At 60.2% G+C, this 13,136-nt stretch carries 12 protein-coding genes and 1 pseudogene; 7 read left to right on the top strand and 6 right to left on the bottom strand.

The window, feature by feature from the left end; translation table 11 throughout:
* Nucleotides 1-2 precede the first annotated feature (2 nt).
* Nucleotides 3-1,100, top strand: a complete 1,098-nt coding sequence (locus BBF94_RS17900; RefSeq protein ID WP_065260318.1) for an extracellular solute-binding protein — start codon at nucleotides 3-5, stop codon at nucleotides 1,098-1,100.
* A 105-nt stretch (nucleotides 1,101-1,205) separates the two neighbouring features.
* Here the strand turns inward: BBF94_RS17900 and BBF94_RS17895 are convergent, their stop codons facing one another.
* A complete protein-coding gene (locus tag BBF94_RS17895; RefSeq protein WP_065260317.1) occupies nucleotides 1,206-1,823 on the bottom strand; it encodes a DNA-3-methyladenine glycosylase family protein in 618 nt (205 codons plus the stop codon).
* 16 nt (nucleotides 1,824-1,839) lie between these two features.
* Nucleotides 1,840-2,922, bottom strand: a complete 1,083-nt coding sequence (locus tag BBF94_RS17890; protein WP_065260316.1) for a bifunctional transcriptional activator/DNA repair enzyme AdaA — start codon at nucleotides 2,920-2,922, stop codon at nucleotides 1,840-1,842.
* A gap of 109 nt (nucleotides 2,923-3,031) precedes the next feature.
* On the opposite strand from BBF94_RS17890, the pseudogene BBF94_RS17885 reads away from it, so the two are divergent.
* Nucleotides 3,032-3,444: pseudogene (locus BBF94_RS17885) on the top strand (VOC family protein).
* Here the strand turns inward: BBF94_RS17885 and BBF94_RS17880 are convergent.
* Entirely contained in the window at nucleotides 3,441-4,061 is a 621-nt protein-coding gene (locus tag BBF94_RS17880) for a LysE family translocator (RefSeq protein ID WP_065260315.1), read from the bottom strand. The pseudogene BBF94_RS17885 and the gene BBF94_RS17880 overlap by 4 nt on opposite strands.
* A 259-nt stretch (nucleotides 4,062-4,320) precedes the next feature.
* Between BBF94_RS17880 and BBF94_RS17875 the strand changes: the two genes are divergently transcribed.
* Nucleotides 4,321-4,926, top strand: coding sequence for a biliverdin-producing heme oxygenase (locus BBF94_RS17875; RefSeq protein ID WP_065260314.1), 606 nt, complete (start codon nucleotides 4,321-4,323; stop codon nucleotides 4,924-4,926).
* On the top strand, nucleotides 4,923-7,160 hold the full coding sequence (locus BBF94_RS17870; protein ID WP_065260313.1) for an ATP-binding protein: 2,238 nt from the start codon (nucleotides 4,923-4,925) through the stop codon (nucleotides 7,158-7,160). Before BBF94_RS17875 ends, BBF94_RS17870 begins: the two co-directional genes overlap by 4 nt.
* Here the strand turns inward: BBF94_RS17870 and BBF94_RS17865 are convergent.
* Entirely contained in the window at nucleotides 7,138-7,923 is a 786-nt protein-coding gene (locus BBF94_RS17865; RefSeq protein ID WP_065260312.1) for a type 1 glutamine amidotransferase domain-containing protein, read from the bottom strand. The genes BBF94_RS17870 and BBF94_RS17865 overlap by 23 nt on opposite strands.
* Nucleotides 7,924-8,063: 140 nt before the next feature.
* Between BBF94_RS17865 and BBF94_RS17860 the strand changes: the two genes are divergently transcribed.
* The 3 genes from BBF94_RS17860 to BBF94_RS17850 all read left to right on the top strand — a co-directional run bounded on the left by BBF94_RS17860 (nucleotide 8,064) and on the right by BBF94_RS17850 (nucleotide 11,656).
* Nucleotides 8,064-8,651 carry a LysE family translocator gene (locus BBF94_RS17860; RefSeq protein WP_065260311.1) on the top strand — a complete coding sequence of 196 codons (588 nt, stop codon included), beginning with the start codon at nucleotides 8,064-8,066 and terminating at the stop codon, nucleotides 8,649-8,651.
* Between the two features lie 357 nt (nucleotides 8,652-9,008).
* The gene (locus tag BBF94_RS17855) at nucleotides 9,009-9,380 is read left to right on the top strand and encodes a DUF6124 family protein (protein WP_065260310.1); all 372 of its coding nucleotides are present in this window, start codon (nucleotides 9,009-9,011) and stop codon (nucleotides 9,378-9,380) included.
* 290 nt (nucleotides 9,381-9,670) lie between these two features.
* Nucleotides 9,671-11,656: a hypothetical protein gene (locus BBF94_RS17850; protein WP_065260309.1), complete on the top strand. Its 1,986-nt coding sequence runs from the start codon at nucleotides 9,671-9,673 to the stop codon at nucleotides 11,654-11,656.
* A 103-nt stretch (nucleotides 11,657-11,759) separates the two neighbouring features.
* On the opposite strand, the gene BBF94_RS17845 is transcribed toward BBF94_RS17850, so the two are convergent.
* Both BBF94_RS17845 and BBF94_RS17840 read right to left on the bottom strand, forming a co-directional pair.
* Nucleotides 11,760-12,593, bottom strand: coding sequence for a helix-turn-helix transcriptional regulator (locus BBF94_RS17845; protein WP_065260308.1), 834 nt, complete (start codon nucleotides 12,591-12,593; stop codon nucleotides 11,760-11,762).
* Nucleotides 12,594-12,628: 35 nt separating this feature from the next.
* Nucleotides 12,629-13,132, bottom strand: coding sequence for a VOC family protein (locus BBF94_RS17840; RefSeq protein ID WP_065260307.1), 504 nt, complete (start codon nucleotides 13,130-13,132; stop codon nucleotides 12,629-12,631).
* Nucleotides 13,133-13,136 lie beyond the last annotated feature (4 nt).

Below are 13,136 nucleotides of genomic sequence, written 5' to 3'. Positions count from 1 at the left end.
CCATGGGCCTGCACAAACTGAGTAAAGCGTTATTGCTGGTGCTTGCACCCCTGTGTGTGCAGGCCGCCGAGACGGCGAAACCGGTGGTCAATCTGTATATCTGGGGCGAGTACCTGGCCCCGGACACCCTGAAGAATTTCGAGGCGAAAACCGGGATTCAGGTGGTCGCCGATCACTTCGATTCACTGGAAACCGTCGAAACCAAACTACTCACCGGTCGCAGCGGCTACGACCTGGTGCTGACCGCTGGCCAGCACCTGTCGCGGGCCATCGAGAGCGGCGCGATCCAGACGCTGAACAAGCAGCAGCTCCCGCACTTTGCCGGAGTCGGTGAAGAGTTCCGTCAGCACATGGCGGTGTTCGATCCGGGCAACCGCTACGCCGGGATTTACGCCTGGGGCACCACCGGCGTCGGCTATCAGGAGGAGGCCGTGAGGCAGCGCCTGCCGGAGGCGCCACGGGGCAGTTGGGCGATGCTGTTCGATCCGGCAGTGGTGTCGAAATTCGCCGATTGCGGGGTGAGCCTGCTTAACGATCCGAACGAAGTGTTCGCGGCGGTCATGAAGTACATGGGCCTGGACATCAACCGCCAGAGCCTGGATGACCTGAAACTTGCCGAGCAGCAACTGGCGAAGATCCGCCCGTACATCCGCTACCTCGACAACGACCTGAACATCAGCGACCTGGCTAACGGCAACACCTGCGTGGCGATGTCGTGGAACGGCAACGTCGCCATCGCTGCGGGGCAGGCCGAAGCGGCCCACAAGCCGTTCAAGTTGAATTACCGGATTCCGAAGGAGGGCACGCTGATCTGGTTCGATGCGATGGTCATTCCCAAGGATGCACCGCACCCCGAGGCCGGACTGGCATTGATGGATTATTTGATGACGCCTGAAGTGATTGCGCCAATCACCGACACGATTCACTACGCCAATGCGATCACGGCGGCGGATAGTTTGATCGATCCGGCGATTCGCAATGATCCGGGGACTTATCCGCCGCAGACGGTGAGGGCTTCGTTGTATAGCAAGAACGATAATGGCAAGGCGTTCAACCGGGCTTTGATTCGGGCGTTCAGTCGGTTGAAGTCAGGCCTTTGATGCAACATTGAACAGTCTGACGCAATCGCGAGCAAGCTCGCTCCCACACTTGAAATGCGATCCAACTGTGGGAGCGAGCTTGCTCGCGATGAACGATAACGCGGCCTACGGCTTGGCTACTCGCCACAAATACCACGCCGCCACGGTGCGAAACGGACTCCACCCCAGCCCGATCTCAATCATCTGCTTGCGCGTAGGCTGCACCTCCAGCCCCTTCAACCGCCGATACCCCTCGCGCACGCCAAAATCATCCGCCGGCAGGATGTCCGGGCGCTCCAGGCTGTAGATCAACAGCATCTCCACTGTCCAGCGCCCGACGCCGCGCAGGCTGACCAGGCGCTCGATCAGCGCTTCATCCTCCATCGCCTGCGCAGTCGAGTAATCCGGCACCACGCCGTCCAGAGTGGCCCGGGCAATCCCCTGAATCGTCGCAATCTTGCTCGCTGAAAAGCCGCAACTGCGCAAGCGGTCGAAATCCGTCGCCAGAATCTGTTCGGGGCGCGGAAACGATTGTTGGGGAAACAACCTCACCAGTCGCCCGACAATCGCATCGCCTGCCCTGGCGTGCAGTTGCTGATAGGCAATCGCCCGTACCAGCGATTCATAAGGATCCCGCGCCGGATGCGGTTGATGCAGACATGGGCCGACCGCCGCGATGTGGCGCTGCCAGTCGGCGTCGAGGCTGGCCAGAAACTCGCTGGCCGGTTGATATGGATCAGGCATGTTTATGGTCGGTTTGTCAGAAAGCCAGCGGTTGCGTGAGCTGCACGGCGGCATTTTCCAGCCTGAGCAAAAACGCCTTGCGCGGTTGCCCGCCACCATAGCCGGTCAGCGAGCCGTCTGCACCGATCACCCGATGGCATGGCACCACGATCGCCAGCCGATTTTGCCCGTTGGCCAGCCCCACCGCGCGACTGGCGCCGGGTTTGCCCAGCCGTGCAGCGATGCTGCCATAGGTGCTGGTGTGGCCGTAGGGTATTTGCTGCAGTTCGGCCCAGACCTGACGGGCAAATTCGCTGCCGGGCAGGTGCAACGGCACGCTGAATTCGCTCAGCTGGCCGGCGAAGTACAGTGCCAGTTCGTGTTCAATTTGCTGCAAATGCGCGTTGTGTCCCGGTGCAACGACATAGTGGTAACGGCTTTGCAACTCTTCGACTTCCCGGGTCAACGCCGGGCGGTCGAGAAACTCCAGCAACACCAGGCCGCGTCGCTCGGCCATGGCAATCATCGGTCCCAGCGGCGTGGTCAGGCGGGTGAACAGCAGCGGTTCGCTGGTCGCTGCGCGTCCCGGTGTGATGTGGAAGGACTTCTGGAATGCATCGCGAAAACCGCTGAGGGATTCATAACCGGAATCGAACGCCGCATGGTCGATGGACGTGCCTTGCTTGATCCCGCCCAACGCCACGCCAAGCCGGCGAGTGCGCAGCCACGCATGGAAAGTCATGCCGAAATGCTGTTTGAACCAGCGCCGCAGCTTCAGGGGTTCGATACCCTCGGCGAGCAATTGCGCGTCGCTCCATCGCAGCTCGGGATCGGCGTCCACGGCCTTGAGCAGCCGCTGCACCCAGTCCGGGGCGATGGCGGCAGCGTCCAGCGGCTTGCAGCGCAGGCAGGCGCGGTAGCCGGCGGACAGGCAGTCGTCGGCGTGGGCGAAGAACTCGACGTTTTCCGGTTTCGGCTTGCGCGCCGTGCAGGTCGGGCGGCAAAAGATCCCGGTGGTTTTCACGGCCGTGAAGAACACGCCTTCATAGGCAGTGTCGCTGGCGAGCATGGCGCGAACCATTTCGGCGTGAGGGGGCAGGAGAGCGGGCTGTATGTTCATGGGCCGAGGATAAAACCAGTTATTCGATGGCTCCACCGAAAAATCGACAGTGAATTTTCCGGACGCTGCACTACAGTGACCGGGTCGCTACAACTCGGGAATTGCCTGTATGCCACCGTTCACGATTCACCACATCGATCACATCGTGCTGCGTGTTGCCGACCTGCAACGCAGCATCGATTTCTACGACCGGGTCTCGGCGCCGAAGTGGTCAAGCACAACGAAAAACTGGGCCTGGTGCACCTGCGGGCCGGTACGTCGATGATCGACCTGGTCGATCTTGACGGGGAAATCGGTCGCAAGGGCGGCGCCGCTGCCGGCAGCGAGCGGCGCAATGTCGATCACTTCTGCCTGCGCATCGAGCCGTTCGATGAAGCGGCGCTGATCAGCCATTTGCAATCCTGCGGCCTGAGCGTGGAAAAGGCCGAGACCCGTTTCGGCGCCGAGGGCAACGGCCTGTCGCTGTACTGCTTCGACCCCGACGGCAATCAGGTCGAACTCAAAGGCCCGTCCGAGGCCTAGGCCCGTTTGGCCATCAGCAACACTGAAGCCGCCGCTGACAGCAGCCCCGCGCAGCAGCGATTGAAAATCCGCTTGCCGCGCGGCTCGGCGAACCAGCGACGCATGTGCAGCCCCATGTAGGCGTACGCGCTGATGGCGATCCATTCCAGCAGCAGGAACAGCACCCCCAGCAACATGAACTGCGGGGTGATGGCGCGGTTCGGGTCGACGAACTGCGGCAGGAAGGCAGTGAAGATGAGGATTGCCTTGGGATTTCCTGCGGCCACTAAAAACTCCTGACGTGCCAAGGCCAGAAGTCCACTGGCCGGCGCGGTAACGGTGTCTTCTGCAGCAGGGTTGGCCCGCCACAGCTGCCACGCCAGATACAGCAGGTACCCCGCGCCGACAATCTTGATCCCGTAAAACAGCAACTCGGATGTCTGCAGTACCACTGCCAGCCCTGCCGCCGCGAGGGCGATCATCCCGGCGAACGCCAGCAACCGTCCGATCCCCGCCAGGCAGGCGCACCGATAGCCATAACGGGTGGCGTTGCTGACCGACAGCAGGTTGTTCGGGCCGGGCGCCATGTTCAAGGCGAAACAGGCGGGCAGAAACAGCGAGAGGGTGGCGAGATCCATGGCGCGGGCTCCGGTGGCGGGAGCGTCATTTTTATCATGGGATCATGCGGGCCGGACCGTACAGTCGTGTTGCAGAGTCACAGTACAGCGCTGCGGGAGGGGAAATGACTTCGAACTTTCTCCCGTTGCGTCAACTCTCAACTTCTTGCAGGGAGGCGGAATCGGCTGAAAACCGAATCAATCGGTCAGAAAGCGTCATAGCCGTGTAAGCTTGTTTCCATTCCCCATGGCCCCGACGGCCCACTGCACGAGCGACTACATGCAAGCAAAGGCCCGCGAGGTTCATGTACCACCAGTGTTGCAGGATCTGCGCGCCGGCACGGCCGAACTGCACATTGCACTGGAAAAGCGTCTTCCTTTCTTCTCCGACACCCTTGATCTGCGCGCTTTCGAGCGATTGATGCGCGCCTATCACGGCTTTTATCACCCTCTTGAAGCCGCGTTACGGGACAGCGGTGCGCTCCCTGCCGATTTCGATCTGGATACGCGCCTCAAGGCACCGACCCTGCAACGGGATCTGCAAGCGCTGGGCGCCAACGGTACGGACTTCTCCGACTGCCGGCAGTTACCCGTCATCGACTCCGCCGCCGCAGCGCTGGGCGTTTTATATGTGCTGGAGGGCGCGACCCTCGGCGGGCAAATCCTGCGCCGGGAAATCGCCGCACGACTGGGCCTTGGCGCAGACAACGGCGCAGCGTTCCTGGACATCTACGGTGCTGCCACCGGCCGACGCTGGCGCGACTTCATCGAATACCTGGGCAGCCGCCCGATGGACACCGACGAGCGTGAAGCCGTCGTGGCGGCTGCCCACACCACATTCAGCTGTTTCGAGCGCTGGCTCGAGAGCCAGGAGGTTCTGGTATGACACCGCAAGACAAAGAAGCCTTTGAAGAGTTGCTGGCCAACTGTGCCGACGAGCCGATCCGTTTTCCCGGCGCGATCCAGCCCCACGGTCTGCTGTTGACCCTGAGCGAGCCGGACCTTTCGATCATCCAGATCAGCGCCAACGTCGAGACCTTGCTCGCACGCCCGGCTCAGGAACTGATCGGCCAGCCGCTGCAAAGCCTGATCGGCGATGCCCACGCGGTGCAGGTTCGCGAGGCCTTGCAGCAGCCGATCCTGACCGACGCGCCGCCGCTGCATTTTCGCCTCAACGGCACGGCGTTCGAAGGTTTGCTGCACCGGCATCAGGATGTGTTGATCCTGGAGCTGGAAATCCACGTCGAAAACTTCCAGCCGCGCAACGTCGCCGGTACCGAAACCCACCTGGGGCGGATGCTCGCGCGCCTGCAAAAGGCCCAGAGCCTGCAGGCGCTGTACGACATCAGCGTCAAGGAAATCCAGGCCATGACCGGTTACGACCGGGTGCTGATCTATCGCTTCGAAGAAGAGGGTCATGGCCAGGTCATCGCCGAAGCGTCCGACCCGTCGATGGAAGTGTTCAACGGCTTGTTCTTCCCGGCGTCCGATATCCCCGAGCAGGCCCGGGAGCTGTACCGCACCAACTGGTTGCGGATCATTCCGAACGCCGACTACCAGCCGGTTCCGCTGATGCCCAAGCTGCGCCCGGACACCCAGACCCCGCTGGACCTGAGTTTCGCCACCTTGCGCAGTGTGTCGCCGATTCACTGTCAGTACATGAAGAACATGGGCGTGTTGTCGTCGATGAGCATTTCCCTGCTCAAGGGCGACAAGCTTTGGGGCCTGATCAGTTGCGGCAACCGCCAGCCGCTGCACGTGCCGCACGAATTGCGCACGGCGTGCCAGACCATCGGCCAGGTGCTGTCGTTGCAGATCAGCGCGATGGAAGCGCTGGAAGTCAGCCGCCAGCGTGAGGAAAAGGTCGAAGCGCTGGCACTGCTCAATCAGGCAATGATCGACTCACCGCAAAACGTCTTCGATGGCCTGGCCAACCAGCCACAGGTGCTGATGGCGCTGACCAACGCCGGCGGTATCGCGATCATCGAGGACAAGCAATTGCATCGTTACGGCAATTGCCCGGAGCCGGAGGAGATTCGTGCCCTGCACAAGTGGTTGCAGGAGCGTGGCGAGCCGGTGTTCGCCAGCCATCACCTGGCCAGCGTTTATCCGCCAGCCGCGCAGTATCAGCAGGTCGCCAGCGGTGTGCTCGCCATGAGCCTGCCCAAACCGGTGGACAACGGCGTGCTGTGGTTCCGCCCCGAAGTCAAAGAGAACATCAACTGGAGTGGCGATCCGCGCAAGCCGCTGGATCTGGAGAACTCCGACGCCGGCCTGCGCCTGCGTCCGCGTACCTCGTTCGAGATCTGGAAGGTCGAGATGGCCGGGATTTCCACCAAGTGGAGCCACGGCGACCTGTTTGCCGCCAACGACCTGCGCCGCTCGGCACTGGAAAACGACCTGGCCCGCCAGGTGCGCCGCGAGCAGGAAGCGGTGCGGGCCCGCGATGAGCTGGTGGCGGTGGTTTCCCATGACCTGCGCAACCCGATGACCGTCATTTCGATGCTGTGCGGCATGATGCAGAAGGCCTTCAGCTCCGACGGCCCGCATACCTCGCGACGCATTTCCACCGCCATCGACACCATGCAGCAAGCCGCCGGGCGCATGAACACGTTGCTGGAAGACTTGCTCGACACTTCGAAAATCGACGCCGGGCGCTACACCATCGCGCCACAGAAACTCGATGTCGCGCAGATGTTCGAAGAGGCGCAATCTCTGCTGGCGCCGCTGGCGCTGGACAAGGACATCAGCATCTCGTTCGAGGCCGACCCCGATCTGAGCATCCATGCCGACCCCGAGCGGCTGTTTCAGGTGCTGTCGAATCTGGTCGGCAATGCGATCAAGTTTACGCCGCGCCTGGGCACGGTCGATGTGGTGGCCAAATCGGTCGGCGACGACATCGTCTTCACCGTGCGTGACAGCGGTGAAGGCATTCCCAAGGACCACTTGCCGCACGTTTTTGATCGCTACTGGACGGTGAAGGAAGGCAACCCGAACGGCACCGGGCTTGGCCTGTACATCACGCAGGGTATCGTCGAAGCCCATGGCGGGCGGATCGTGGCCGAGAGCGAGCCGGGGCAGGGCAGCGAGTTCCGCTTTACCGTGCCACGTCTGGACTGAGCAGCGGATCGCGCCGGGTGGCTTGCAACATGGCCACCCATTCGGCGGCGAAGCGATGGCAGTCGCCGGGCCAGCGGGCCGTCAGCAATTGGCCGTCGCGCACCGCAAATCCGGCTTGGGGTTTCTGCGCGCAATCGCGTTTGGCGATCAGCGGCCCGCGTACAAAATCGGCCTTGCTGGCCAGTGCGGTTTTCACTTCTGCCTCGACCGTCTGTTTGTAGGTGCGGTAGTAGCGTCCCAGCCACGCAGCGGTCATCAGCCACGCCGGCAATTCCATGGTTGCCGCGAGCAACGTCGTGACTTTGCGCCCGAACAACACCGAACGCCCGGTGTTCGGATCGAGGGTGCGGGCCAGCAACAGCACGCCGTGACACACCGCCGCCACGGGTTTTCCGGCCTTGAAAAATTGCAGGGCGATCTGCCGGGCCTGCGTGGACTCCAGCAGCGTGCGCATCCCCTTGGCATGGCCGCCGGGAATCAGCAGACCCTCGAACTGGCTCGTGTCGACATCGGCGTAGGCAAGGGGTTGCTTGAACGCTTCGGACTCGATCATCCGGGTGTAACTATCCAGATCGGCCTTGCGCGTCATCAGCATCGAACTGAGCAGGCCGAAGCCGATATCCACCAATCGTGGATCGGCGTGGGCGGGCAAGCCCTGCGGCGTGGCAAAGCGCACTTCGATGCCCGCATTGCGCATCGCCTGCCAGGGCACGCTGCTTTCGGTGGGATCGTAATCGGCGGCTGGCAACAGCATCAGAATCATGGAGGCGACGTCCTGGTCGAGAGTGGTCACTGAGGTAGAGCGTAGTGGGTCTGCGGGCGCGGGGGTAATTTCGTTCAATACCGTTCGCTGGGTGCTGGCTAATGTGTGCGCCTTGTTCCTCGATTTGAAGCAGGTGTGCGATGAGTCTGATTGTGTCGATGGCGGCGTTTGCCCTGGCCGCGTCCATTACCCCGGGGCCGGTGAATATCGTGGCGTTGAGTTCGGGGGCGCAGTTCGGCTTTCGCGCCAGCCAGCGGCATGTGGCCGGGGCGACGCTGGGGTTTGTGTTGTTGCTGGTGTTGATGGGACTCGGTCTTCACGAAGTGTTGAAACTGTGGCCGGCGCTGACCCGCGTGGTGCAACTGGCCGGGGTGGCGTTTCTGCTGTTCATGGCCTGGAAACTGGCCACCGATAATGGTCAGCTGAATACAGGAGAGTCGGGCAGGGCGCCGTCGATGCTCTATGGCGCGGTGATGCAATGGCTCAACCCCAAGGCCTGGCTGGCCTGCGTGGCGGGGATGGGCGCGTTTGTCGCCGATGGCGAGGCGCGGCTGGTGTGGCAGTTTGCGGCGGTGTATCTGGTGATCTGTTATCTGTCGGTCGGGTGCTGGGTGTATGCCGGGACGTTTCTTCGCGGCTATCTCGGCAACCCGGCGGGGATGCGCTTGTTCAACCGGGTGATGGCGGGGTTGCTGGCGGTGAGTGCGGTGTATCTGTTGCTGCCGTAAGCATGACGGGCCTTGGGTTTAAAAGTGTTTAAGGATGCTTCCGGCAAGCCACAACTTCTTGCGCCTTTGCCTACGCATCCGCCAGAATCCGCCTGCTTGTGGGCCTTGGGGGCGGGTTTTATCGTGTGCCGGTCGCTGACGAATCAGCGATCGGGTTTCGCAGCCCGGATCAATCAAGGCGCCCAGAGCGTCGTTTCCGTTCAGTTTTTTTGGCTGATCGCGTAATGGCGGTTGTGCGCGGGATACCCTCGGGTATGCCGGGTTCCTTGATTCCCGGTCTGCGAACCCGCGTACAGCTGCCACCTCCATTCGTTTCGCAGCGAACCGTGGCAGCTCCATCAATCAGGGAGCTTCACAATGATCAAACCAACGCCAAACCCGCCCGAAACCGATACCACCTCGCCCTACGAAACCCTCGATTCCAAGAAATTCCACGAAGCCGCCGAGCGCGCCCTCGATCACTACCTCAATCCGTTCCACCCCAGAAAACCGCTGCTCAAACCCGGCACCCGCTACCTAATCGCCCCTGGCATCGCGAACGAAGAACTGCTGGCCGACGCCTGCGAGACCCTGACCTCGGCCAAAACCATGGCCAGCGATTTCGCCGGGATGATCGATGCGCCCCAGCGGCATGTGCTGCTGGGCATCGGGCAACTGATCATGCTGGGGGAACTGGCGGTGAATCGGGTGCTGGATAATCTGGAACTGAAGGCTGATTCAAACCTGTAGCCAGGGAGCGATTGTGGCGAGGGAGCTTGCTCCCGCCGGGGTGCGAAGCAGCCCCCGAAAAGTATTGCGAGCGCTTCGCACTCGAGCGGGAGCGAGCTCCCTCGCCACAGATTTCGCCAGACAAAAATTGCCGACAGGGCCTTTTGGTGTCTGCAGATAAATCCTTCACCGAACACCATTCGTCTTTTTATCGGGCTCACCTGTCAGATCTGACAGGTGACGATGCTCTGCTTTCACGGTGTCATGAACCCTCCCGCAGAGGGGTTCTCAGCGCACGCCAGGAGAGCAACATGAGCATCAACGTCAACTCGGTAGAGATCACCAGATTGCTACAGCTGTTTCCGATGGCCATTCCGGGAGCAGAACAAAACGTGCTCCCGCCCGGGGTCTATCATTTCGGCATTCCCCTGAGCATCCATTCACCGTCCATCCCGCTGTTCATGGTGATCGATCCGATCACGACACTGGCCACCACACTGGCGGTGGGGGATTCCGTCAGGCTGTGGGTCAACGGTCAGGCGACTTCCGTGATCAAGCCTATCAAGCCGGGTGAAGAGAACAACCGCATTTTGATGGAGTTGCTTTGGGGAGTGTTGAAGGATGGCCTCAATACGCTGTACTACGAAGTCACCCGGGTCAGCGGTAATAAAGATCAATCCACGCCGATACTCAACGTGCTGTTCAACAACCCGGCCTCCGGCATTACGGTCAGCCATCCGGCCAGCATCGGCTCGGGCCAGCCGGCCACGTTCACCTTTACCCGCAGCTATCCGCGCGAATATGACGTGGTGACGCTGGCTGTGGGGACGTGGAGCAAAACCATTCCCTACGTCCATCCTGCCAACCCGATCACCTACACCCTGACGACTGCTGACCTTCAGCAGATCGGTGACGGAACCCATCCGGTCAGTGCCACGGTGGTCGATCAGTTGAGCAACCGCAATGTGTCGCCAACAACGCCCATCACCATTTCCGCCAATCAGAAAATCTACAACCCGCCGATCATCGTGGAGGCAGAACCGGGCAAGATTCTCGACGTCGCAGCACTGAACGGCAGAGACGCCACGATTCACGGCCGGACGTGGACGGGAATCTCGGCGGGGCAGCAGGTCTGGCTCAAGCTCACCGGGCGCAAACCCGATGGCTCGACCGTCACCTTGCAGATCTGGGATGGTGGTGCCAGTCAGGTCAATGCGATCTGGGTCAGCCAGGGCTTCTGGCCCAAACCATTGCCCGGCACTTTTCTGTCCCAGTTGGTGGATGGCTCCAGTTTGCTGATGGAGTTCTGGGTGTCGGAGGACAGGAGCAACAACTTTGCGACGGCGACGAAGTTTGCGGATCAGGTGTATTCCGTTGCTGCTGTGACATGGGTAGATCCGACAATTATTTCGGTAAAGGCCGGTACCGCCGCCGGGCCGGATATTCCAAACGGAGGGTTCACTACAGAAACCACACTTGTTTTCAATGGAAGAGGAACCGCAAGTCAACAACTTGATTTGCTCGACAACGGTACACGGATCGATACGATCACGGTGAGTGCGACGAGTGGTTATTCACATACCCTGACGGGGCAAGTGCCGGGTAAGCACAATTACACTGTTAGGGATCGCCGCGGGATAGAGTCGGACACACACAATTTAACAATCGTTGGTGAATTGATAGTCGATCAAAGCCCGGCATTTATATTGGGGCGAAATGTCTATTTGGCAACAAGTGCCAAAAATTACTGGGCTGCAACGGAATATCGGATGATCGGTCCTGAAAATACGACTTATATACGCACCCCTGTATCAGGCCTTCCACCTTATTCCTATCGTTCTGGAAATGTTCTTGTTGCAACGGTTGACTCAAATTCTGGCCTTGTAAGCAGTACAGGCAACGGCACCACTGAAATCACTGTCACCGACGCCTTGCAGCGCACACAAACATATCCAATTACCTGTGGAAATGTTCAGTTCGTCCACACCAGTCCCGGAAGGTACTCTTTATCACCAACAGCTTCGAGCACTGAACTGGATAAATGGATTGATGGAAAGTTTTTGACATTCAATGATCAGGAATTGAAATCCATACTGGATAATCGATATTTTTTTGGCGATTCTGATTGGGAACAATACGCGATTATCGGTAAAGGGAAACCCGAGCCTGCCTTTCCTGGCTACTATTACTGGCGTACCCTCCATGCGGGAGCCGACAGAAAACTTTACTTCGCGCAAAGGTACGGCGGTCGTGTCGAAGGTTATCCGGCGATCAAGATCACCTCAGAAAGAAATTAGAAGTAAAGGATTAAAGGGGACGCATCCATTTACTTGCGACAAAGTCGTGACTGACAACTTTGCCGATTCCCCCACGCCCGCAGCAACGCGGGCCGTTTTGTTGTTATCCCCGATACTGCCCCGGCGTAGCCGCCAGATGCTGCTTGAACGCCCGCTGGAAATGCGCCTGATCAGCAAACCCTGCCTCCAGTGCCACATCCGCGATCAACTGCCCACGTCGCAGACACTCGCGGGCAAACTGAATGCGCTGGTTGACCAAAAACGCATGAGGCGTCATGCCGAAGTGGTGTTTGAAGGCGCGAATCAGGTACGACGGTGACAATTCGGCAGCGGCGCAGATGTCGTCGAGGCTGAGCAGTTCCGTGCAGTGCTGGCGAATGAAATCGGCGGCGCGTTCGAGTTTGAAGTTGGGTTCGCGCAACGGGTATTTGATGGGGTTCAGGCGCCGTTGCAGGTCGCTGAAGAATTCTACGGCGGCGCTCTGTTTGCGCAGCAGGTCTTGCTGCTCGTCGACCAATACCGCGTATAGCGCATTCAAGTCGCGAAACAGGCGAACGTCATGCAAATGGGTATCGGAAAACCGTCGAAACTCAAGTTCCGCATTGAAGCCCAACTGATGCTGCAGATCGGTCAGCCACGGCGTTTCCACGTATAGCATCAGATAAGACCACGGCTGATCATCGATGGGGTTGCACGCGTGGACATCCCCCGGATTCATCAGCACCACGGTGCCGGCCGCCACTTCAAACGAGGATTGCTCATGCACGTAAGTGCTGCGCCCGGCGGTGATCGCACCGATTGAAAAGTGCGCGTGGGAATGTCGGGAATAACAGACCTCACGCCCATCGGCGATGGCCCGCGCTTCGATGAAGGGCAGGGCGTCGTCGCGCCAGAAGCGTGGGGCTTGTTCGGTTTTTTTGGCGGCAGCGTGTTTCATCGTTATGGTTCTCGGCAGGCCAGTGCCCGAGTGTATTAGCTCTGGCCGGCGAAGGCTCGCTCGAGTTCTGCGATGTCGAGTTTTTTCATCCCGAGCATGGCCTGCATCGCCCGTTGGGCCTTGGTCTGGTCGGCGTCGGTCATCATGTGCATGAAGGCAACCGGCACGATCTGCCACGACACGCCGAACTTGTCCTTGAGCCAGCCGCATTGCTGCGCTTGCACCGGCCCGCCGGCGCTTAGGTTGCCCCAGAAATGGTCGACTTCCTCTTGGTTCTGGCAGTTGACCTGAAACGACACCGCCTCATTGAACGTGAACACCGGCCCGCCATTGAGGCCGGTGAAGGTTTGACCGTCGAGTTCAAAACTGACGGTCATCACCGAGCCTTCCGGGCGGCCGTGAAACTCCTGGCCGGCCTTGCCGTAGTGGGTGACGGCGGTGATTTTCGAGTGGTCGAAGATCGAGCAGTAGAACTTCGCCGCTGCTTCGGCCTGATCGTCGAACCACAGGCACGGTGTGATTTTCTGGAAACGTTGCATGGCA

Source organism: Pseudomonas bananamidigenes, from assembly GCF_001679645.1.
Taxonomy (GTDB): Bacteria; Pseudomonadota; Gammaproteobacteria; order Pseudomonadales; family Pseudomonadaceae; genus Aquipseudomonas; species Aquipseudomonas bananamidigenes.
The sequence above is the reverse complement of the archived record's forward strand: the minus strand, read 5'-3'. Positions and strand labels throughout refer to the sequence as shown.